This is a genomic window from Gaiella sp., assembly GCF_039915195.1.
Lineage (GTDB): Bacteria > Actinomycetota > Thermoleophilia > Gaiellales > Gaiellaceae > Gaiella.
Map to the genome: position 1 here is coordinate 1 of NZ_JBDSNT010000049.1, position 20,650 is coordinate 20,650.

Genomic DNA, 20,650 nt, shown 5'->3' on the forward strand with positions numbered 1-20,650 from the left:
AGGCTGGTGGCTCCTCTCGGCGAGCAAGTGGTTCAAGGGCCCGGTTCGGATGGGCACCGATGCGGAACTCGAACAACTGGAGGGGAGGGAAGCGGCGGCGTTCGCCGTTCCCGCCGACACCGAGTACGACCGCTAGATACCTGCTGGTTCGATCCCGCGTGGGGGGCGCCTCTGCGGCGCCCCCCACGCGTTCTCCCCTCGCCCCGAGCTCCTCACAGTGGCGCTGGCTGGGTCTTCAGCCCACCCAGGCGCTACCGTTCTGGTCGATCGCCTGCCCCGTGACGCCGCGCGCATCCGGCGAGAGCAGCCATGCCACCGTGCCTGCGATGTCCTCCGGCAGAGACATCCGGCCGAGCGGAACCGCCCCCATCGCGTCGCGGTACGCGCTCTCACGGGTGCCTCCCGTTTCGCCTGCAATCGCGTCGAGGCCGTCCCACGCCATATCGGTATCGACCCAACCGGGGCAGATCGCATTGACCTGGATGTTGTCTTCGCCGAGCTCGGCGCCGAACGAACGAACGAGACCGAGGAGCCCCGCCTTCGATGCGCTGTAGCCCGTGTACTTCGGCACGGCGATCCGCGCAAGGATCGACGAGATGAGGATGAGGTGACGCGCCTCGGGGCCGGGAGCAAGGCGCTCGTGAGCCGCACGGCAGCAGTAGTAGGTGCCGTTCAGGTTCGTGGCAACGATCTCGTCGAACCGATCGGCATCAGGCTCACCACCGTTCGGGCCGCCGATCCCGCTGCACGCCACGAGGGCATGGATGGGCCCGAGGTGATCGACCGCCCCCGCAAACGCCTTCTCCACCTTGCCCCGCTCGCGGATATCGCACGCGGCAACGTGCGTCGGCCCTTCCATCGCCGCTGCAACAGCCTCGAGCCTGTCCCGGTCGCGCGCGAGAAGCGTCACCGAGGCTCCGTCGCGCCCGAGGCGCCGCGCGATCGCACGGCCGATTCCGGTGCCGGCCCCCGTGACGACGATGTGCTTTCCGTTCATGGCGACTCCAGACATTCGCAATTTGCGGGAAGGTCATGTTCTTGGCCCTTGATCTCCGTGCCGCCGAAAGCATAGATTCCTCTCTGCGCCGAGCACGGGACGCCAGAGGACGAAGCCTCGCCGGGAGGCAGTACGCGGAAGCGGAACGTCAGCCGGCCAGGTGGACGAACGCGGCCCGGCTCGGCGAATACGCGCTCGAATACTTTTTAGAACACACAGCACGAGTCGCAATCTCGTACGCTGTTCGAAGAAAAGTCTGCAATTTGCGGAGTTTGCGATCTAGACATCTTGACGGGCGTTCCAGCACCTACTAGGTTGGTGATTGCACCGAGGTAGGAGCACCTGAGGTTGATGGACTCCTGATCGGCCGCTCGCTTCGGCGAAAGGTCAGTCAGGAAGCCGGACGAGGGAGCCACCGCCCCGGTGCATTTTTTTGTGCCCCGATACCTCAGGCTCTCGTGTGCCACTGCGCCAAGTGGGCGGCGGCCCACAATGCGAATTCTAGGAAGCACAATGCGAATTCAATGCAAATTGCGCATTTTAGGTTGCCAAGCCTCTTGACGACGTGAACTCGAGGCCCTAGATTTCCGTGTGCACCGAGAACGGAGCACCGGAGGTTGATGACTCCCCAGTCGGCACTCACTTCGGTGAGGGTCAACCGGGAAGTCGGACGAAGGGGCAACCGACTCGGTGCATTTTTCTTGGTCCAGCCCGTAGGGCCGACAACGTATGCTCGAGCCCATGCGCCGCCTTCTCGCCGTCGTCAGCATCACCGTCTTCGCTGACGCGATGCTCTTCTCGGCGATCGTCCCCCTGGTTCCCGTGCTCAGCGACACATACGGGCTGTCGAAGCTCGGGGCCGGTCTCCTCGTGGCGGCCTACGGCGCCGGAGCGCTCATCGCCGGAATACCGTCGGGGATGTTCGCGTCGCGGATCGGCCCCAAGAGCACGGTCGTCGTCGGTCTGGCCGTGCTCGCCGTCTCGACGCTCGCCTTCTCCCTCGGCGAGTCCACGGTCATGCTCGGAGCGGCCCGCTTTGCCCAGGGCGTCGCGAGCGCGATCACGTGGTGCGGCGCACTCGCCTGGCTCACCCTGGCCACGCCCCGCGACCAGCGCGGTAAGGCCGTCGGCACCATCTTCAGCATCGCAGTCCTCGGGTTCATCGTCGGGCCGGCGATCGGTGCCCTCGCCGAACTGACGTCGCTGAGGGCAACGTTCCTGACGATCGCGGGCCTGACGGTTCTCGTCGCGGCGTTCGCCGCTTCCTCACCCGCCGGCCAGGCGGAAGAGCAGCCCCCTGACGCTCTTCGCCGGATCCTCGGCGATCGCGGTTTCTTCGCCGCACTCTGGCTCGTGCTGGTGCCCGCGTTCTTTCTCGGTGTGCTCGATCTCCTCGTACCGCTCTCGCTCGATGACGCGAGCTGGAGCACGATCGCCATTGCGGCGACGTTCATCGTGGCCGGGCTCAGCGAAGTCATCCTTGCCCCATTGATCGGCAGCTTCAGCGATCGGCGGGGCAGGCTCGTGCCGGTGAGGGCGGGGCTCCTTTTGCTCGGGATCACCGGCCTTGCGTTTGCGGCCCTCGACGGTCCGTATGCCATCGCCACTCTCGTCATCGTCGCGTCGATCGCAGCCGCCCTGATCTTCTCACCCAGCGCGGCCCTGATCTCGGATCGAGGAGAGTCGGCCGAGATTCCGCAGACGCTGGCTTTCGGCTTCATGAACACGGCCTGGGCCGGAGGCGTGATGCTCGGCCCTTTTCTCGGGGGGGCGACCGCCGATGCCCTCGGTAACGCAGCCCCCTACATGGTGGGGGCCGCGGTAGCGCTCATCACCCTCACCTCCCTCCGCACTGCGAATGCGACTGGCGCGCCGGCGCCAACGGCCGAGTAGAGGTCAGGCAGCAGCCTCGCTGCCCACGGGATCATCCGCTGCCGCGTTATCACGGGCGTCCGGGCGCGTTACATGAAGACAGGTTATCGCTCCGAGTGCGGCGCTGAGGATCGCAACACAGGCGAAGGCGGCCCACATTGCGCTGTCCCCACCCGCACTGCGCACCTGGAGCCCGAGAAAGGGCGAAAGGGCGAATCCGATCGCAGCCGTACTCCCGAACGCCCCCATGTACGCGCCGCGAAGGTCCTCCGGAGCCATGCGAGCGGCGATCGACTGCGATGTCGGGACCCAGAGCATCTCACCGATGACGAACACCACGAGGATCGCGAGGATGACCGGGAGGGCCGACGTGACGCGCAGGAAGAGGAAGGGTAGTCCCATCAGGAGCATCGCCACGACCCACTTCAGCGCAGGGGAAATGCCGGTGACCCGTCGGGTGAGCCGCAGCTGGAAGACGGTCACGAGGAGCGGGTTGACGACGAGCAGGAAGCCCCAACCCCACTCCGGGATCCCGTGGCTCTCGACGAGCGAGATCGGGAGCACGGTCTCGTACGCCACGTAGATCAACCAGGCGAACATGCTCGCCGCGAGGAAGAGGAGGAACGTTCGGTCGTGGAGGATCACGCGCAGCGAGCCACGCTCGGGTGGCCCCTCGGGAGCGTAGGCGCCCCGCACCGGCAGGTAGCGAAAGGCAAGCACCCACGAACTCAGCGCGAGGAGGCTTACGGATGGGAAGAAGAACGACCAGCCGCCGATGAGGAGGAAGAGGCTCCCGATCGGCGGCCCCATCGTGACGCCGAGATTCGCCGCCACGCGAACTGAGGCGTAGGCCGCTTCATGCCGCTCGGGTGGGACGAGATCCGCAACCATCGCCTGCCCGGCGGATCCGCCGAGCGACCCGAGCGCCCCCGCCCCCACGATCAGTCCGAGGCCGAGCCAGACATGATGGCCCGCGCCGAGAAACAGGAGGATGTAGATCGCGAAGATGCCCTGGCCGACGAGCATCAGCCGTCGGCGACCGAAATGATCCGAGAGGTGGCCGGCGATGTAGCCGACGACGCCCGCCGTCAAGGCCACGACGAGGTAGCCGTATCCGAGCTGGGACGAGGTCGCGCCGACCTCCTTCAACGCCCAGATCCCCATGAAGCTCCAGACGCTCGATCCGGCGAGCGCGCCGATCAGCGTCACGAGCAGGACAGGGCGAAGCGCCGGATCGACCTCTGCCCCCCAGATCAGATGAACGAGGCGGCGAAGCATGTCCTGAAGCTAGCGCAGCGACGTCAGGAGCGGCCGAGGATCCGATCGAGCCATGACCCAGACGAGGCGTCATCAACCGTGACGAGAGGCTCTTCGGACGTCAACGCTGCCGTCGACTCAACGACCTGTCCTACCGGGTCGCCCTCCCCGGCCTGCCGACGGCGCATCCGCTCGAAGTCGCCGCGGAGGGCGGCGCCCATCTCGTCCTTGTGGCTCTTCTCTTCCACCCGATCTGGTTCCCCGCCTCGTCGCAGTTTCCTCCCGATACAGCGTCAGCCGTCGGGGGAAATGGCGGCTCGCGAGCGCCAAGTGATCGCAGCCAGTCCTCCGAGGACGAGCGTGGGTACCACCGTCAGAAAGCGGTAGATCAGGACCGCTGCGACGACCTTCGCGTTTGCCCCGCCAAAGGCAACGAGCGCGGTCGTGAGGCCGAGCTCGACGATCCCGAACCCTCCCGGTGTGATGGGGATCGCCCCGATGATGCGTACGAGCGACCAGGCCGCGAAGATCTCGATCGCGTCGACCTCCGAGGCCGGGACACCCACGGCGCGCAGGCTGAGCAAGAGGAGCACGAAAACTGTCAGGCTGCCCGCGAGACTCGCCAGCGTAAGGACATGCCAGCGCCGGGCAAGCAGGTCGACGACATCGTTGCGAAACCGGACGAAACTCGCGCCACCGAACGCCACTGGCCCGCGACGAACACGGGCTTTGACCCACGAGACGAAGGCCGCGACCGCGTCGCCGACCTCGCGGGCGAGGCTCTCCGAGTAGAGGACGAGCACGAGCAGGGATACAACGACCCCGAGCACCACGACGCCCGCAAACGCCACCGTACCGAGCAACGCAGTCTCGCCTCCGTTTGCCTTGAGCAGGAAGAGCGCGACGACCGGGAAGACGAGGTTCGCAAGCTGGTTCCAGACCCCCGTCAGCGTGACGGCGCGCGTCACGTCGCTCGTCGAGTAGCCCCAACCCCGAAGCATCCCGAAGGACCCTGCCATGCCGACCGCCGCGCCTCCGGGCGCGACGATCGACAGCGCTGTCGATGCCTGGGTCATCCGGAGCGACTGCTTGAAGCCGAGGCCCGGCAACGCGATCATCCAGGGCGGCGCGAACGTTGCGATGTTGAGAGCCATCGCAGCGGACAACACGACGATCCACTCCCAGGTGAGCGTCGTGACGACGTCCCAGACGTCCCGGTAGTCGGCGATCCTGGGCAGCACGACCGCGAAGGTGACGACGACGATCGCGATCCCTGCCCCTCCAAAGACGTAACGCTTCCAACCGGCCCGCTGCTTCTTCCGGAACTCGGGCGCACCATCGGGCGTGTCGACGCTGCTCACGGCGCCACGGTAATCAATCGCCCCCGACGCCGCTGATATCGTCGAGCGCCATGGAGATGATGAGAGACGAGTCGATGATCTGGGAAGGTCACCCCACGTGGCGCGCGATGCTCTCCTTCCACGTCAAATGGTTTGCCGCAACCCTCGCTCTGTTCGGATTGCTTCTCCTCCTGCGGCAGATCGGGATCGACCTCTCATACGCCGTGATCGCGACGGTTCTCCTCGTCGGTCTGGCCGTGACGATCGTGATCGGCTGGATGCAGCGCTTCTTCACGCAGTACACGATCACGACGGGCCGCCTCAACATTCGCAGCGGGATCCTCTCCAAGACCGAGAGCAGCACGAACGTCGACCGCATCCAGAACATCACGGTCAAGCAATCTCCCGTCGACCGGATCATGAGGGTCGGATCGATCGACTTCGACACGGCAGGCGACAACGCCGCGGATCGATTCAGCTTCATCGGCGTGAACGACCCGCAGGATCTGCGCGAGCGCATCATGCATGCTCGTGACGACGAGAAGGCAGCGGGTCGGCACGACGGCCAGGGCGGGCTCGCCTAGGTATCTATCCTCTGAAGGTGCGACGCGCCTTCACATTGATACTCGTCGCGGCTGTCTGCGTTGGTGCAGCCACGGTTTCGGCCGCCTCCTCCACGACACCCAGGGCGAGGGTAACTGTGATCGGCGACTCGATTGCCACGGCGATGGCGCTCGAGTCGGACGCCAGACTCGTCCTCGAACGCGGGATCGACCTCGACCTCCAGGTGGCGCCCTGTCGACGTCTCGTTGGCGAGAGCTGCCCCTACGAGGGCAAACGGCCACCGACGCTGATCGAGCTTCTTCCGTCGCTGCGTCTCGGGCCGACCGTGGTCGTCGCGACCGGGTACAACGACTATGAGAGCACGTTCGCGTCGACGATCGAGACGACGCTGACGGCGCTGCGCGATGCCGGCGTCACGAGCGTCCTCTGGCTCACCCTTCGCGCGGAACGCCAGTCGTATCTCAACATGAACGATCTGATCCGCGAAGCCTCGACACGTCATCCGGAGCTGACCGTGGTCGACTGGAATCTCTACTCCCGGAGTCATCCGGACTGGTTTCAAGCCGACGGCCTGCATCTGCGCCGTGACGGAGCGATCGCGATGGCGACCCTTGTCCATGGAAAACTGGACGACCTCGGTCTCGTCGCAATGCCCACCAGGCGTCCGCTCGCAATCGCCACGACCCGGCTTCCCGCTGGCCACGTCAGGGGTCGATACACCATCCGCCTGCGCACGACGGGCGGCACCGTACCCGTGCGGTGGGTGCTCGTGCGGGGAGCGATTCCAGCAGGGCTAGCGCTGAAACCACGCGGAGTGCTGTCGGGTACTCCTCGCATGGCCGGGAAGCGGTCGCTCCTCCTACGTGCGACCGATATCGCGGGCCGGTCAGTCGCGCGGCGATTCACCATCACCATCACCCCCTGACCTGACGTTCGAAGCGGCTAGAATCGCACGATGCCACTCGCGATCAACACCCTGTACCTCCTGCCGTTCATCTTCATCGGGGTGCTCCTACTCGCGATGGGCGTGCTCTACCTCCTCGCGCGCATCCAGAACGGTCGCTTCCTGCGTCCGATCGTGACGCTGCTCTCGAAGATCCCGTTCATGCGACGCTGGTTCCAGAAGATGTCCGTCGCCGCCTACGAGCGCTCGAACCCCGAGCTCGCCGGCGCGATCAAGAAGATGCAGACATTCGGTGAGATCAAGACCCCCGAGCAGGCGCAGCGTGCGCTCGCTGTCATGACGCCCGCGGAGCGCAAGGCCTACGTCGCGATGGCCGGCGAGCAGGGCGCAATGCCCGAGCCCGTCAACCGTGACCAGAGGCGGCGGCAGGAGCGTGGAGCGCAGGGAATGATCGTGCAGCAACGCCCGGGCTCGACCGGCCGCAAGGGCAAGAAGAGGTAACCGAACAGCGCGGGCAAGCTTCTCCTTCGTCCAGTTCGGGCCGTGGGCACGGGGCTGAGGTCTCTGACCGCTGCAACCGGCTGAGAAGCTTCAGCCCTGTCCGGTGCTCAGCGGTTTCGGTAGACGATTCGCCCGCGGCTGAGATCGTACGGCGAGAGCTCGACCTTGATCCGGTCACCAGGATTGATCCGGATCCGATAGCGACGCATCTTGCCCGCCGTGTAGGCGATCATCTCGTGCCCGTTGTCGAGCAGGACGCGGAACATGCCACTTGGGTAGGCCTCGAGAACCTCGCCTTCCATCTCGATCTTCTCTTCACCCACGGGCCGCACCTCCTCGAGCGAGTCGGGCGCGGGGTCGCACTGGACCCCGCGCCTCACGCGCAGACATCGTCCTAGAGGGCGACGACGTTCGTCGCCTCCGGGCCCTTCTCACCCTCGCGGGCGTCGTACTCGACCTTCGCGTTCTCGGCAAGGGTCTTGAACCCCTCACCGGCGATGTTGCTGTGATGGACGAAGAGGTCCTTGCCTCCCTCGTCCGGGGCGATGAAGCCGTAGCCCTTCGCATCGTTGAACCACTTCACCGTTCCTGTTGCCATGAATCAAACACCTCCTCTCACCCGATGTCGAACGGGTGAAGGAAGCATCATGTCGCCTCCGGAACCGCGCTCGGATTTCGCGTCAAAGCGTACCCAATGCCGACAGCACGGGCGACCCTCCAGCGATGCGGATTCGTATCATCTGTCGCCTGTGACCCCGATGATGGATCCCAGCTGGCTGGACGCGGTCGGCGACGAGCTGGAGACGCCCGGCATGCAAGGACTCCGCGAGTTTCTGCGCTCGGAGGTGGTAGCCGGGCGCGGGTTCTACCCCTCTGCTCCCCTCGTCTTCAACGCGCTCCGGCTAACCCCCCTCCCGAGCGTGCGCGTCGTGATCCTGGGGCAGGACCCCTACCACGGCCACGGCCAGGCGATGGGGCTCTCGTTCTCCGTTCCCTCCGACGTCGCACACCCGCCGTCGCTGCGGAACATCTTCGCCGAGCTCGCAGCCGACCTCTCCGTTCCCACGCCGACGACCGGCGACCTCACGCCGTGGGGCGAACGTGGCGTGCTGCTCCTGAACAGCGTGCTCACGGTGGCTCCGCGATTACCCGCCTCCCACGCCGGAAAGGGATGGGAGTCGTTCACGGATCGCGTCATCGCAGAGCTGTCCGCGCGGCGCGACGGAATCGTCTTCCTGCTCTGGGGGCGCTACGCCCAACAGAAGGGATCAATCGTCGACACGGCGCGGCACCACGTTCTCACGGCCGCGCATCCATCGCCATTCTCGGCCCACAACGGCTTTTTCGGCTGCCGCCATTTCTCGCGTGCGAACGCACTGCTCGCGGCGGCCGGGGTTCGGGAAGTCGACTGGCGGCTGTGAGCTCAGCACCAGGGAATCGCTGAACCGGTGAACAGCGGTCGCGCAGCCGCCTCGCCTCGCCGCTCACATACGGCGGCGTACGCGTCGTCCATGACGGGCGGGCGTCCGCGGGTGTGCCCATCCGATGCGACGAGCGCGATCAGCTCTGCGTCGAGGAGGGCCCACGCCGTACGTTCCGCGGTCTGGCCGTGGCCGCCGAGGAAGGATGGTGCGTTGGCGCAGAGCAACCAGCCCCGTTCGACGAGCGCTCGAACACACCCCGGATCGTCAGCGACAGCGCGGCAGCGCTCCGGATGGGCGAGTATCGGCAGCAGTCCGGCGCTCTCCACGATCATCGCTGCCTCGCAGACGATCGCGACCGCGTCGTCCAGGTCGAGCCAGAAGCCGGGGAACTCGATGAGGACTCCCCTGGTTCCCTCGAGCGAGTACTCCTCCACGTTCTCCGGCGCGATCACGGTCGGGTAGACCTCCCAGCCGCGCCGAAGGTCGAGACCCCATGTCGCGGCCTCCTTCTGCATCACTGGCAACGCGGCGGCGTACACGGCATCCCGCCGGGGACTTCTCGGAAAGGTGTCCCACGGGGCGTGCGCGTGCGGCGTCGCGAAAAGCACGTCCGTGCCGGTCTCGAAGGCGATGCGGCAGAGAGCGAGACCCTCCTCGATTCCCTCAGCACCGTCGTCGCACGACGGCACGACATGTGAGTGAACGTCGATGAAACCGCGCATCGCGCTGGATCAGGTATCCAATGAGGCGACAAACGCGCGAATGCGCTCGACGGCCTGCTCGAGGTTCGAGAGCGACGAGGCATACGACACGCGCAGGTGATCGGTCGCATGGATCCCGAAAGCCCTCCCCGCGAGGAGTGCTACTCCGGCCTCGACGAGGAGGCGCTCCGCGACCGTATCCGCGTCGAGCGGGAGTTGCGATACGTTCGGGAAGGCGTAGAAAGCCCCGCCGGGTTCGATGCAGCTGATGCCGGGAATACTGTTCAGTGCGGGGACGAGGTAGTCGCGGCGGCGGCGAAACTCGGCAACCATCTCGACGACCGCATCCTGCGGTCCCTCTAGCGCAGCAACGCCCGCGAGCTGGACGAACGGGGGCACGCACGATGTCGAGTTGACGATCAGCCGAGTCAGCGGATCGACCAGATCGGTGGGAACCGCGGCGTAGCCGAGCCGCCAGCCCGTCATCGAGAACGTCTTCGAGAAGCCATCGAGGAGGATCGTGCGGTCGAGCAGGTCCGGCAGCGACGCGATCGACGGCGCCACGACGTCGTACGTGATCCGCGAATAGACCTCGTCCGTGAGCACCCAGGCGGGCGTACGAAGGATCGCGGCGGCCGCACGCTCGAGGTCGGCGCCGGGAATGACGCCGCCCGTCGGGTTGTGTGGTGCATTGAGGATGACGAGTCGAGTTCGCTCGCTGAGCAGGCTCTCGAGCTCGGCCGGATCGAAGCTGAAGCCGCGCTCCTCGCGCAGCGGAAGCGGCACGGGCGTCGCCCCCACGAATCGGACGGCCGACTCGTAGATCGGGAAGCCGGGGTCGGGGTAGATCACCTCGTCACCAGCCCCACAGGTAGCGAGTACCGTAAAGAAGAGGAACGGCTTGGCCCCGTTCGCCACGAGGACGTTCTGCGGATCGAGGGCGACGTTCCGCGATGACGAAAGCGATGCTGCGGCAGCTTCGCGCAACGCGGGTAGCCCGGCCGTCTGGCAGTAGTGCGTCTCCCCCGCCCTGATCGCGTCGACTCCCGCCTCCGCGACGTGCGGCGGAGTTTCGAAGTCGGGCTCGCCGATCTCGAGGTGAATCACGTCGTGGCCGTCTGCCTCGAGCGCCCGCGCGCGGGCGAGAACGGCGAATGCGCCCTCGGTACCGAGACGCGAGACCGCGTCGGTGACGTTGGCCCTCCGCATCCCTTGACCCTACGTGGTTGACTGGCGTCGTGGACGTGGCGAACGCCAAGCGGAGGACGAGGAACGGCCGGATCGCGATTCTCGGCGCAGCGATCGCGTGGTCGACCGCGGGGCTCGGCCAGCACGCACTCGAGGCCACAGCGGCAACCCAGATCGCTGGACGCGCGTTCTTCGCGTTCATGTTCCTGCTCGGGGTCGTCGGCTTCACGGAGCGAGGCCGCGCGATCGCCTCGCTCCGTTCGCTCGGACTCAGCGGTGTGATCGTGACCGTCTCGCTCGCGATCTCGTCGGGGACGTTCCTGTTCGCCCTCAACTACACGTCGGTCGCGAACGTCCTCTTCTTCCAGGCCGCCGCACCGATGCTCGCGGCGCTCCTCGCCTGGGTGGTCATGTCTGAGCGCATCGCCGCGCGTACCTGGCTCGCAATCGCGGTTGCGGCTGTCGGCATGTCGGTGATGGTCGCAGGGTCTCTCGACGCGGGAGCGCTTGCAGTCCTACTCCCGTTCGTGATGACGACTTCGTTCGCCGTCGTGATCGTGATCACACGGCATCGACAGGAGGTGTCGATGCTCCCCGCGACCTGCGCCTCGCAGGTGCTCGTCCTGGTCGTGCTCGCACCATTCATCTCGATCGGTTCAGCGACCGGCTCCGACTGGACGATATTCCTTCTTCTCGGCTTCTTCCAGATGGGGCTCGGCCTCACGCTTCTCACGGTGGGAGCGCGGATGCTGCCCTCCGCAGAGGTCGCGCTCCTGACCCTGCTCGAGGTCGTTCTCGGCCCCCTCTGGGTCTGGCTTGCCTACTCCGAGCGGCCGACCGCCACAACGCTCGTCGGAGGAGCGATCATCACGATCGCGGTGATCGTGCAGGCGACCGCGAGCAACGATCCCGCACCCATGACCGCGCCGGTCCTGGCCGTTCCGACACCCGACTCCAGCTGAGGGTCAACCGCCGGCAGGCTTCGCGCGGATTCCTGCGGCGAGCAGACGGGCCACGATCTTGTCGCGATGGTCACCCTGGATCTCGATTGTCCCCTCCTTGACCGCCCCGCCCGTGGCGCAGTGCCGCTTCAAATCCTTCGCGATCCCGTTGAGGTCGCCCCTGAGCCCTCGGACCACCGTCACCGTCTTGCCGCCACGTCCACCCTTCTCTCGGAAGACGCGCGCGACACCGTCGTTTGGAAGCTGCGGGCCTTTCGAGGTCGAAGCTTGTTCACTGGGCGTACGGCGATGATCGCCGCCGGCGGTCGAGTAGACAAGGCGGTGGTTCGACATGACCCGATCGTAACGCCCTCGGGAGCTACCCTCGTCGCGATGGACGTCACCTCGCTTGGACTCAGAACGGATCTCGCACTCCTCGAGCGCGCCGGATCCACGGTCGAGGATCGCGGTGATCACCTCGTGGTTCGCACGCCCCGCAACCCGACTTTCTACTGGGGCAACTTCTTCGTGCTCGATCACGTCCCTGACTCGGACGCGATCGCCGAATGGCTCGAGCGATTCGTCGCGACTCTTCCGGGCGCGCGTCATCGCGCGTTCGCGTTCGACCGTCCAGACGGCGAGTTCGGAGAGCTAGCCGGCTTCGCCGAACAGGGATTCTCCATCGACGCCCTCACCGTGATGACAGCGAGGTCCGTGCAACTTCCTCCCGTCCCGAACGCCGAAGCGACGTACCGCGCCCTCTCCTCCGACGGTGACTGGGAACAGAGCATCTTGCTCACACTCGCCTGCCATGACGGATACGAGGAGAACCATCTGGAGTTCGTCACGCTGCGGGTTGAGAGCAACCGAGCTCTCGTATCCGACGGTCATGGGCAATGGTTCGGCGCCTTCTCCGACGACCGCCTCGTGACGCAGATGGGGCTGATCACCGCCGGCAGCGGCCTCGCGCGGTTCCAGTCCGTCGAGACCCACCCCGAGTTCCGGCGACGCGGTCTCGCGGGCACGCTCGTCCATCACGTCGGCCAGTACGGGATCGCGGAGCTGGACGCCGAGACGCTCGTGATGGTCGCTGACCCGAACGACGCCGCCATCCGCATCTACCGAACCGTCGGTTTCACCGCATCGGAATCGGAACTACAGGCCGAACTGGCGCCGGGCAGCTCACGAGGAAGCCGGTTGCCTTCACGGCAGCCAGATTGTCGGCCGGATTCATAGGTGTGTCGAACGCCGCCGGGAATGGCGACCTCCGCGTGATCAGGTTGAGGTAGGCGGCGTGGCAGGCCTCGACCGTGGCGGGCGGCCTGGAGGTAGTCGAGGCAGAACTGGCCCGCGCCGAACTCGTATGCGATCGCAAGACCGCGATCATTCTGGGCATCATCCGCTGGCGCGGCGCAGCAGCGGATGATGCCCAGCATCAGTCGACTTGTGTTAGCCGAGGATCACGTTGCTGCGACCCGGCAGGTAGCAGCCGCCGACCTGGAGTTGCGGCAGGACAACGCGAACCTTCGACCGCAACGGGACGGTCGAGCGGAACGATACGCTCGAGATCACCGTCGGGGCGATCCCCGTCGAGTTGGCGCGCAGGAGCACACGCTTGACGTTGACCCAACGCGCGAGGGTGGTGTTGTAGCGCTGGAACGTTCCATACTTGCCCGCGAAGCTCCGGGCGGCGAACACACGCAGCGAGTAGCGGTGCGCTGCCACCTTGCCGAGACGGAGACGTGGCTTCACCTTCACGGTCACGGCCTTGCTCGACGTGCTCTTCACCTTCACCGTGAACACGGTGTTCTTGAGCGGTGCGATAACGGCGGTGTATGCGCCACCGGCCGTCGTTTGCACCGTGGTCACCTTGGCTGCCGCGGTCTGTCCACAGGGGGTCGCGAGCACATCGACGTTCTCGCCGACCTTCTGGTTCGAAAGCGTCCCCGCCAACGTGACCTTGCTCCCGTAGACGGCCGCCTTCGGCTGCGCCGAGAGCGTCAGCGTCTCGGCGGGCACCTGGCCGGTCACGGTAACCGTTCCGCGGAAGGTGTTTCCCTTCACGTTGGGATCGGAGTAGGTGAACGTTCCCGGTGCCGCGAACGTGCACGTACCGGTTTGCGTCGGCTGCAGCACGAGCGGGTTCGGCGTGCAGGTTACACCGGTCGTGGACTTGAAGATCACCTGGTGAGCGACCGTGTCGGTGTTTGTGAACTGAACCGTGTCGCCGACTGCGATCGTCGCCGCGTTCGGTACGTACCCGTTCTTCGTGATCGAGACCGGCACCGTCGCTGCAGCCGCCACGCCCACGATCACGAGTGACATCACCGTCACTGCGGTGATCAGGAATTTACGCGTCATCATATTCTCCCCTGGTTGGGTGTACACCAGGTAGAAGCGGGGAGCGACCGGTTCTTGCGCGATTTCGAGGAACACTTACAACGTCGCCAGGAACGCTTACAACTGTGCTCTCTCAACTGGACACCCGAACTACGACCCGGAGGGCGGCTGGAGCCGCTCGGGCTGACATCTTGCTATCTCATTCGGTGAAGCTTTTGAGGACGTCGTCGCCACTCCCGGTCGATTAGTCGGGGCATGCCGAAGCGTCGGGAATACGACGAAACCTGTTAGGCGACGAGGGCGGCGCGCCAACCATTCCGGCCGACGGACTTCGCTTCATAAAGGGCGCCGTCGGCGCGAGCGAGCACGCTGTCCATCGAGTCGTCCCGGCCGGCAAGGGCGATGCCAACGCTGCACTTGGCGCGAAGGCCGGCGACGCCGACGGGGAACAGGACCTCGCCGAGGCTCTGAACGACTCGCTCGGCCACCTCGTCTGCCTTCTGCTGGTCGACATCCGCGAGCAGGACGATGAACTCGTCGCCACCAATGCGAGCAACGATGTCCGACGGACGCACGGTCGCGATCAGGGTCTCGACGACGCGGCGGAGCAGCTCGTCGCCGACGGCATGCCCGTGGAGGTCGTTCACGTCCTTGAAATGATCGAGGTCGATCGCCAGCACGCCGGTCGCCGAGTTCGATCGGCGACCTTCGAGGGCCAGGCGATCGAAGGCCAGCTCGAGCGCAGGGCGATTGACGGCGCCAGTCAGCGAGTCGTGAGCTGCGAGGTGGGAAAGCTCGGCGTTGCGGCGGATGAGCTTGCCCAGCAGCCACAGGGCTGCCGCCGCTGCGAGCACGAAGGCCAGGAGGACAACCCACGGGATCCACTTCTTCGGGCCGGACAGCGGGGCGAGGAGCTGGGAGGAAGGAGCGAGCGTCAGCAACCGCCAGGGAGTGCCCCGAACAGCTTCGGAGTCAAAGCGGTACTGCGTGCCGTTGACGGCAACGTTCCCGCTCGTCCCGAGCGTCTCGGGCGGAAGAGCAAGCACCTGCTCGGCTGAGCCGCCGGCAACGATGAGCCTGCCGTCGGCGTCGATCAGGTAGGCCCGGCCGCCCTTGAAGGGCAAACCACTGCCGAGGAACTGCCGGAGTGGCCCCCCACTGATCGGAACGCCAACGCTGAAGACGCGGCGTCCGAAAGGAGAGTGGAAAGGGACGGCAAAGGCGACGATCGGCTCGGACCGGGTGGCGGAAGGCACGACCCCCGAAACGGCGGAGGTACCGGCGACCGCGGCGCGGAGGTGCGCATACTTCACATCCAGCCGCTTGCCGATCAACTCCGGCTTGGCGGGCAGGACGCTCAACGCGCGCCCCTGAGCATCGAGGAGAACGGCCGCGCTGGAACCGAACACACCACTGGCGCGAGCGAGTCGGGTCGTGCTGGTATCTCGGCCTGCGAGCAGCTCGGCAGCCTGCGCCACTTCACGCTTGTGGATATCAGCGACATAGGCAGCGACGAAGCTGCTCTGGAGAGCGGCGCGAAGCGCAAAGCGTCGCTCGAGCTCGACGCGTGACTGCTCCTGGCTGTGGAGCAGGAGGACACTCATCCCGCCGATCAGCAGACTCAGGAGACACACCGCCGGCAACCAGACCCGCGTCAACTCTGACCGATATGCCCGTCGAAGGTGGCGCCGCAGCGCCTCGTCACCAACGCGGCGATGGGCCGGTGAGGAATCGTCCGAGATGCCTGGCTTACGGTTCACCATCAGGGTATCGGCGCACAGTCCACGAACCTTGATGTCGCCGCCACGGACACCACCACCTCCGAGGGTGCCTCCGTGGAGAACTTGGAACCGAGCGTTCCGACCCACCGCCTTTGCATCAACGCTGGGTACACACGCCGTACGCGAACCCTTCCGGTCGTCTTCACGACCGCCTACGACATCGTCCTGCGGTACGGCGGCGACGAACTCGTCTGCTTCATGCCGAATCTGCACGAAGCCAAAGCAGCGGCGCGTTTGCAGAGCGCGGTGGCAGCCCTCGGATCGGTCAACCCAAACCAGTCCGTCACGTTCGGTGTCGCCGAGGCCCGCCCCGATGACACGCTGGAGACACTGATCGGCCGAGCCGATGCCGACTTTCTCAAAGCCCGCTCGCTCCGTGCCTGACCGTTATGACTCGGTTGGCCCGCAACCGACAGGTAGCTGAAGCGTCCGGTTGAACGCTTCAACTACGGCAGGGTCGAATTGTCGACAGCTGAGTCCTTGAATCTCATCCATCGCTTGCCCGACGCTCCATGCGTCCTCGTAGGGCCGCGCGTGAGTTAGCGCGTCAACCACGTCGGCAACCGCAGTTATGCGTCCTCTGAGGGGTATTTTGTCGCCCCGTGAGCGCGCTGGGTAGCCCGTTCCGTCCCACCATTCACGGTGAGAGAGCGCGATCTCTGCCGCACATACAGCCAGCTTGCCTACGCCGTGAAGTGGGGCAGCCTGCTGCATGACCGAGGTCGTGAAGGCGTCGCGTCCGTACAGCAGAGTTAGGTTGGTTTGTGGCGCTGCCTTAGTGCTTCGGCCCGGTGGAGTGCTGCCTCGGCGCGTGCGACGGCGGCGATGGCGCGTTCCTCGGCGGCGCGTACGCGTTCGCTGTCTTCGTGTTCTGCGGGCGGAGCGGGTTGCTCGCCGCTTTCGAGCGCATCTTGTTGGTGGTCGAGGGTGTCTTGGCGCTCGTCGCGGCCGGTCTGCGCTTGGCCGAGCTGGGATTGATGGCTGTCGAGGCGGCGTCTGGCGTTCTCGAGTCCGATGTGGCGGCGGCGGAGCTGGGTTTGGATTGCGATTTCGTCGGGAGCGCTCGTTTCGTCGGCTCCGAGTTGGGCGTCATCGGCGGTGAGGCGTTCGTCGGTGCGGTCTGCGATCGCCTGTTCGCGATCGCCGACCGCCTGGTCGAGATCGGCCAGCGCCTGTTCTTGGTCGATGTCGTGTTGGAGTTCGCTCGTGTGGTCTATGTCTTCCTGGTTGCTCATCCAATCTTCCTCTCGTGGACTGGTGTCGTTGGGTTCGGCGAAGCAATTGCCATGGGTCGGCCGAGGAAGTAGCCTTGGACGCAGTCTACGCCGAGCTCTGACAGGAGCTCCAGGATCGCGGCGCTCTCGACGCCTTCTGCGACGGTGGCTACGCCGAACCCGCGGGCGAGGCTCACGATCGCCTCGACGACGTGGCGGCTGTAGCGGTCGTCGATGATGTCGCCGACGAACTCCCGGTCGATCTTGATGAAGTCGACCGGGAGATGTTTGAGGTAGTGGAAGCCGCCGTAGCCGGAGCCGAAGTCGTCCAGGGCGATCTTGCAGCCCAACTCACGGAGCCGTGTGAGAGCGGATTTGGCTGCCGCCTCGTCAGCGATGATCGCCGTCTCGGTCACCTCGAAGGTCAGCAGCGCGGCGTCGATACCGTCCGATCGGATCTCGCGCTCGATCAGGCGGGTCACATCGCTGTCGACAAGTGAGCCCGCCGACAGGTTGATCGACAGCGGCTTACCGGCCTGGGCGAGCTTGATCGCGGCGCGGATCACCCATCGGTCGATCTCGCCCATCAATCCGAACTGCTGCGCTGGCGGAAGAAACACACCTGGGGCCACGATCTCTTCGCCGACCACCAGGCGGAGCAGCAGTTCCTCACCAACCTGCTCTCGGGTGCGAGCAGACACGATCGGCTGCGAGTGGAGGACAAGCCCGCCGTCGGCGAGCGCTTCACGGACACGCCCTACCCATCCGAGCGCGTCGAGTTCCTTCTGCTGTCGGTCGGCCTCCGCCTTCTGCACGGTGACGTCACGGAACACGATGACCGATCCGGTGACGCTTCGCTCGGTCTTGAACGGTGAGGCGGTGTAGGCGACCGGAAGGAGCGTACCGTCCTTGCGAACGAAAACGTCATCGTCGACGCGCATCACGCGTTTCTCAGTTCGAGCGTGCTCGATAGGGCAGTCCTGAAAGGCGTGAGGGCTGCCGTCGGGATGCAGGAAATGTGTGAGATCGTGCATGCGGACGCCGAGAAGCTCGGCAGGCGGGAACCCGAGAAGCTCCGCGGCTGTGTCGTTCACGTAGGTGACTCGCCCGCTGTCGTCGAGCGCAAACAAACCTTCGCCGAGACTGTCGGTCACCGCGCGCAAGAAGTCGCGAACCCCCCTTATCTCGTGCTCAGCGGCGATCCGTCCGGTCACGTCCGTCGCGATGCCGACCATGCCCTCCACGTCGCCGTCCCCGGTGTACACCAGGGCGTTGTGGGCCGAGATCGTCACCCTGGAACCGTCACGCCGCTGAACGACGAAGTCGCCGATCCACTCCCCGAACTGCTGCAGCGCCGCAATCGCAGTCGCTGCCGCTTCACGCTGGTCATCGGGCACGAGCAGCTCGCGCGCTCGGCAACCGAGAGCCTCCTCTCGGCTCCACCCGTACAAGTGCTCGGCTGCCTTGTTCCACTCCGTCACGCAGCCGTCGGCGTCGAGAGCGATCACCGCCGCCTGAAGACCGTCGAGCAGCCGCGCCCGAAACCTCGTTTGCTCGTTGAGCCGCTGCGCTTCAGTGACGTTTCGGTGTGTGACGACGATCGACCGAGCCTGCGTGGCGGCGACGAAGATGCGTGCCTGCAACCGAAACCAGCGCTGCTCGGTGGGAGAGTCGCACGGATACAGAAGCTCGAACAGTTCGCGATCTCCAGCCACGATGCCGCGCAGCCCAGCAAGCGCCTCGGACGCCAACCGATCTCCAGCCCCCGCGGAACGCTCGCACACACCGAAATAATCAGCGCCCACGCAAACATCCGCCCCGCCGCCGTTCGCAGCTGCGAAGTCGCGCCACGCCGCATTGACGGCGACCACAGTGCCGACCTCATCGAGAACCGCAACATGTTCCTCGATCGAATCAACCGTTGCCTGCCAAAAATCGGTCGTTCGCTCCACTTCGCGAACGAGCCGAACAGGCGCCCGCTCAGAGAAGCGAGCACGAGCCTCCTGCCTCAACGCAGGAAACAAACCGCCATCAGTCCCAAAACGCGTCACAGATGCGTTATCGGCGACAAACCGAGTGTCACCAGATACAAACGAATCTGACGCCTCAGGCTGCCAGAAGGGGAAGTCCACGCTCCTGCTTCCCCGACGGGGAGCGGTTACCGCGCTACGATCGTGGCGTGACCGGGCCGACCAGTTCCGGGTCGAGGAGCCCCGCCTCGCCCGCTGCCAGGACAGCCTGCAGACGAGAGTGAACATCGAGGACCGCCATCAGCTTCGCAATATTGTTACGAACCGTCGCCGGGCTCAACGACAGATCAGAGGCGATCTCCTCAGTGGCTCGCCCTGAAGCGAGGAGCCGCAGAATCTCGATGTGCCGCTCCGTAAGGCCCGGAACCGTAGCGGCGGGACGCCTAACGACACTAGCTTCGCGGGTGATTCCGAGCGCGCCGACTACGGTGTTGTTGTCGTCACGGAGCGCGTGGATGTTCATGATGATCGACGCGGGCGCACCGTCCACGTTGGTCAGTTGCATCCAAATGTCCGACGGCTCTCCGGTGGCAACTACCTCTTGGAATGCCTCAAGCTCGCCGACTTGAACCTCGGCACCCGAAAGGTGCGCAAAGTTGGTGCCGATACGCGACCCCCATAGCGCCAGAGAGGCAGCGTTCTGCCATAAAATCACGCCATCAGCATCGAACAACCCTGCGGGGACGGCCATCTCCTCAACCGCTGACTCGACCGACGTACCCAGCACGTGCAACTCACGCTTGAGGCCACTCATCCGACCACTCCCCAACCCATGACTCCATGACGAGGACTATCCACCTTCTAGGCTGCCCAACCGTCACCGAACTCAAACCCTCGCGTGCTCGCTTCTGTCGCGACGATTGTCCCTCCGGGATGAACCCCATGCCCGACCACGACGAACCTCGACGCACACCTGGACGACATAGACCGTGAGACCGCGCTCCGTCGCCTGCACGGCGAGGAGCCAGTCAGCTAGTCCCTAGGCTCTCCCACTCTCGGGAGCAGACATAGCACGATCGACCGTATCGCCAGACGCGATGCGTTTCCTTGCCTGCCAATTGGTCGAGGTGCGGACTACAACATCTTTCCGGGGGCTTTCTGACGAACTAAATCTTTCCGCAAGGCCAGAAAACCCCTGCACATCGAATCCTTATGGGACAGCTTCAGAAATTCGGAACAGCGCTCTGGGAGCGGCCAGGCAGTACCCGTTGACTGGATCGAGGCTCGATTCGTAACGGCTCTTTGGGAGAAGCCGCTTGGGGAGCCGGCTGGCGGATCCTCCAGCGGACGAAGGTTCGTGAGAGCCTCCTTGCGAATCTTCTCTAGGGGTGGTGACAGCCACGACGAGGTGGAGACAGAAGATGTCAAGTCGCAGTCTGCGACGGTTGACGAGCATCCAGGCGAGCTCTCCGGAGCCGATTCCGTTACGAGCTGCCGACCAGCGAGCGCGAACGCCCATCACGCGCCATGGCGTATTCAGTCAATCCTCGTCCAGCTCGCAGAGCGGCCTGTGCTTGAACGAATTTTCCCAGCATCCCTCAACTCGTTGAGAACAAGCCTGATCGTGGCGCTACTCACTCCAGGGAGCGCGCGACG

23 protein-coding genes are annotated in these 20,650 nt (G+C 65.3%); 8 read left to right on the forward strand and 15 right to left on the reverse strand.

The window, feature by feature from the left end:
- Window positions 1-235: 235 nt before the first annotated feature.
- The gene (locus tag ABIR74_RS04515) at window positions 236-1,012 is read right to left on the reverse strand and encodes an SDR family oxidoreductase (RefSeq protein WP_348175428.1); all 777 of its coding nucleotides are present in this window, start codon (window positions 1,010-1,012) and stop codon (window positions 236-238) included.
- Window positions 1,013-1,738: 726 nt separating this feature from the next.
- On the opposite strand from ABIR74_RS04515, the gene ABIR74_RS04520 reads away from it, so the two are divergent.
- Window positions 1,739-2,890, forward strand: a complete 1,152-nt coding sequence (locus tag ABIR74_RS04520; protein ID WP_348175429.1) for an MFS transporter — start codon at window positions 1,739-1,741, stop codon at window positions 2,888-2,890.
- A 3-nt stretch (window positions 2,891-2,893) separates the two neighbouring features.
- On the opposite strand, the gene ABIR74_RS04525 is transcribed toward ABIR74_RS04520, so the two are convergent.
- Genes ABIR74_RS04525 through ABIR74_RS04535 form a run of 3 tightly spaced genes read right to left on the reverse strand, consistent with a single transcriptional unit; the run spans window position 2,894 to window position 5,487 of the window.
- Window positions 2,894-4,147, reverse strand: coding sequence for an MFS transporter (locus tag ABIR74_RS04525; protein ID WP_348175430.1), 1,254 nt, complete (start codon window positions 4,145-4,147; stop codon window positions 2,894-2,896).
- Window positions 4,148-4,170: 23 nt separating this feature from the next.
- Entirely contained in the window at window positions 4,171-4,374 is a 204-nt protein-coding gene (locus ABIR74_RS04530) for a hypothetical protein (RefSeq protein WP_348175431.1), read from the reverse strand.
- Between the two features lie 45 nt (window positions 4,375-4,419).
- A complete protein-coding gene (locus ABIR74_RS04535; protein ID WP_348175432.1) occupies window positions 4,420-5,487 on the reverse strand; it encodes a lysylphosphatidylglycerol synthase transmembrane domain-containing protein in 1,068 nt (355 codons plus the stop codon).
- A 50-nt stretch (window positions 5,488-5,537) separates the two neighbouring features.
- Here ABIR74_RS04535 and ABIR74_RS04540 point away from each other — a divergent pair, with 50 nt between their 5' ends.
- Genes ABIR74_RS04540 through ABIR74_RS04550 form a run of 3 tightly spaced genes read left to right on the forward strand, consistent with a single transcriptional unit; the run spans window position 5,538 to window position 7,435 of the window.
- The gene (locus ABIR74_RS04540) at window positions 5,538-6,050 is read left to right on the forward strand and encodes a PH domain-containing protein (RefSeq protein ID WP_348175433.1); all 513 of its coding nucleotides are present in this window, start codon (window positions 5,538-5,540) and stop codon (window positions 6,048-6,050) included.
- A gap of 17 nt (window positions 6,051-6,067) precedes the next feature.
- Window positions 6,068-6,955 carry a putative Ig domain-containing protein gene (locus ABIR74_RS04545; protein WP_348175434.1) on the forward strand — a complete coding sequence of 296 codons (888 nt, stop codon included), beginning with the start codon at window positions 6,068-6,070 and terminating at the stop codon, window positions 6,953-6,955.
- Between the two features lie 30 nt (window positions 6,956-6,985).
- Window positions 6,986-7,435 carry a hypothetical protein gene (locus ABIR74_RS04550; RefSeq protein WP_348175435.1) on the forward strand — a complete coding sequence of 150 codons (450 nt, stop codon included), beginning with the start codon at window positions 6,986-6,988 and terminating at the stop codon, window positions 7,433-7,435.
- A gap of 107 nt (window positions 7,436-7,542) precedes the next feature.
- Here ABIR74_RS04550 and infA read toward each other — a convergent pair whose 3' ends face one another.
- Both infA and ABIR74_RS04560 read right to left on the reverse strand, forming a co-directional pair.
- Window positions 7,543-7,737 (reverse strand): translation initiation factor IF-1, encoded by a 195-nt coding sequence (infA, locus tag ABIR74_RS04555; protein WP_348175450.1) that lies wholly within the window; start codon window positions 7,735-7,737, stop codon window positions 7,543-7,545.
- A 92-nt stretch (window positions 7,738-7,829) separates the two neighbouring features.
- A complete protein-coding gene (locus ABIR74_RS04560) occupies window positions 7,830-8,033 on the reverse strand; it encodes a cold shock domain-containing protein (RefSeq protein WP_348175436.1) in 204 nt (67 codons plus the stop codon).
- Window positions 8,034-8,184: 151 nt separating this feature from the next.
- On the opposite strand from ABIR74_RS04560, the gene ung reads away from it, so the two are divergent.
- Window positions 8,185-8,856: a uracil-DNA glycosylase gene (gene ung, locus ABIR74_RS04565; RefSeq protein ID WP_348175437.1), complete on the forward strand. Its 672-nt coding sequence runs from the start codon at window positions 8,185-8,187 to the stop codon at window positions 8,854-8,856.
- 2 nt (window positions 8,857-8,858) lie between these two features.
- Here ung and ABIR74_RS04570 read toward each other — a convergent pair whose 3' ends face one another.
- Window positions 8,859-9,581, reverse strand: coding sequence for a CpsB/CapC family capsule biosynthesis tyrosine phosphatase (locus tag ABIR74_RS04570; protein ID WP_348175438.1), 723 nt, complete (start codon window positions 9,579-9,581; stop codon window positions 8,859-8,861).
- A gap of 9 nt (window positions 9,582-9,590) precedes the next feature.
- A complete protein-coding gene (locus ABIR74_RS04575) occupies window positions 9,591-10,769 on the reverse strand; it encodes a pyridoxal phosphate-dependent aminotransferase (RefSeq protein WP_348175439.1) in 1,179 nt (392 codons plus the stop codon).
- Window positions 10,770-10,786: 17 nt separating this feature from the next.
- Between ABIR74_RS04575 and ABIR74_RS04580 the strand changes: the two genes are divergently transcribed.
- Window positions 10,787-11,710 (forward strand): DMT family transporter, encoded by a 924-nt coding sequence (locus tag ABIR74_RS04580; protein WP_348175440.1) that lies wholly within the window; start codon window positions 10,787-10,789, stop codon window positions 11,708-11,710.
- 3 nt (window positions 11,711-11,713) lie between these two features.
- Here the strand turns inward: ABIR74_RS04580 and ABIR74_RS04585 are convergent, their stop codons facing one another.
- A complete protein-coding gene (locus tag ABIR74_RS04585) occupies window positions 11,714-12,043 on the reverse strand; it encodes a stress response translation initiation inhibitor YciH (RefSeq protein ID WP_348175441.1) in 330 nt (109 codons plus the stop codon).
- A 39-nt stretch (window positions 12,044-12,082) separates the two neighbouring features.
- Here ABIR74_RS04585 and ABIR74_RS04590 point away from each other — a divergent pair, with 39 nt between their 5' ends.
- On the forward strand, window positions 12,083-12,925 hold the full coding sequence (locus ABIR74_RS04590; RefSeq protein ID WP_348175442.1) for a GNAT family N-acetyltransferase: 843 nt from the start codon (window positions 12,083-12,085) through the stop codon (window positions 12,923-12,925).
- 213 nt (window positions 12,926-13,138) lie between these two features.
- On the opposite strand, the gene ABIR74_RS04595 is transcribed toward ABIR74_RS04590, so the two are convergent.
- The gene (locus ABIR74_RS04595) at window positions 13,139-14,050 is read right to left on the reverse strand and encodes a hypothetical protein (RefSeq protein WP_348175443.1); all 912 of its coding nucleotides are present in this window, start codon (window positions 14,048-14,050) and stop codon (window positions 13,139-13,141) included.
- Between the two features lie 266 nt (window positions 14,051-14,316).
- Window positions 14,317-15,789 (reverse strand): diguanylate cyclase, encoded by a 1,473-nt coding sequence (locus tag ABIR74_RS04600; protein WP_348175444.1) that lies wholly within the window; start codon window positions 15,787-15,789, stop codon window positions 14,317-14,319.
- 75 nt (window positions 15,790-15,864) lie between these two features.
- On the opposite strand from ABIR74_RS04600, the gene ABIR74_RS04605 reads away from it, so the two are divergent.
- Complete coding sequence (locus tag ABIR74_RS04605; protein WP_348175445.1) at window positions 15,865-16,194, forward strand: diguanylate cyclase; 330 nt, start codon at window positions 15,865-15,867, stop codon at window positions 16,192-16,194.
- Window positions 16,195-16,197: 3 nt separating this feature from the next.
- On the opposite strand, the gene ABIR74_RS04610 is transcribed toward ABIR74_RS04605, so the two are convergent.
- From ABIR74_RS04610 to ABIR74_RS04625, 4 genes are all read right to left on the reverse strand, one after another.
- Window positions 16,198-16,524: an HD domain-containing phosphohydrolase gene (locus tag ABIR74_RS04610; protein WP_348175446.1), complete on the reverse strand. Its 327-nt coding sequence runs from the start codon at window positions 16,522-16,524 to the stop codon at window positions 16,198-16,200.
- A gap of 38 nt (window positions 16,525-16,562) precedes the next feature.
- Window positions 16,563-17,045, reverse strand: coding sequence for a hypothetical protein (locus ABIR74_RS04615; protein WP_348175447.1), 483 nt, complete (start codon window positions 17,043-17,045; stop codon window positions 16,563-16,565).
- Window positions 17,042-18,976, reverse strand: coding sequence for an EAL domain-containing protein (locus tag ABIR74_RS04620; RefSeq protein ID WP_348175448.1), 1,935 nt, complete (start codon window positions 18,974-18,976; stop codon window positions 17,042-17,044). Before ABIR74_RS04620 ends, ABIR74_RS04615 begins: the two co-directional genes overlap by 4 nt.
- 214 nt (window positions 18,977-19,190) lie before the next feature.
- Window positions 19,191-19,808: a LuxR C-terminal-related transcriptional regulator gene (locus ABIR74_RS04625; RefSeq protein ID WP_348175449.1), complete on the reverse strand. Its 618-nt coding sequence runs from the start codon at window positions 19,806-19,808 to the stop codon at window positions 19,191-19,193.
- Window positions 19,809-20,650 lie beyond the last annotated feature (842 nt).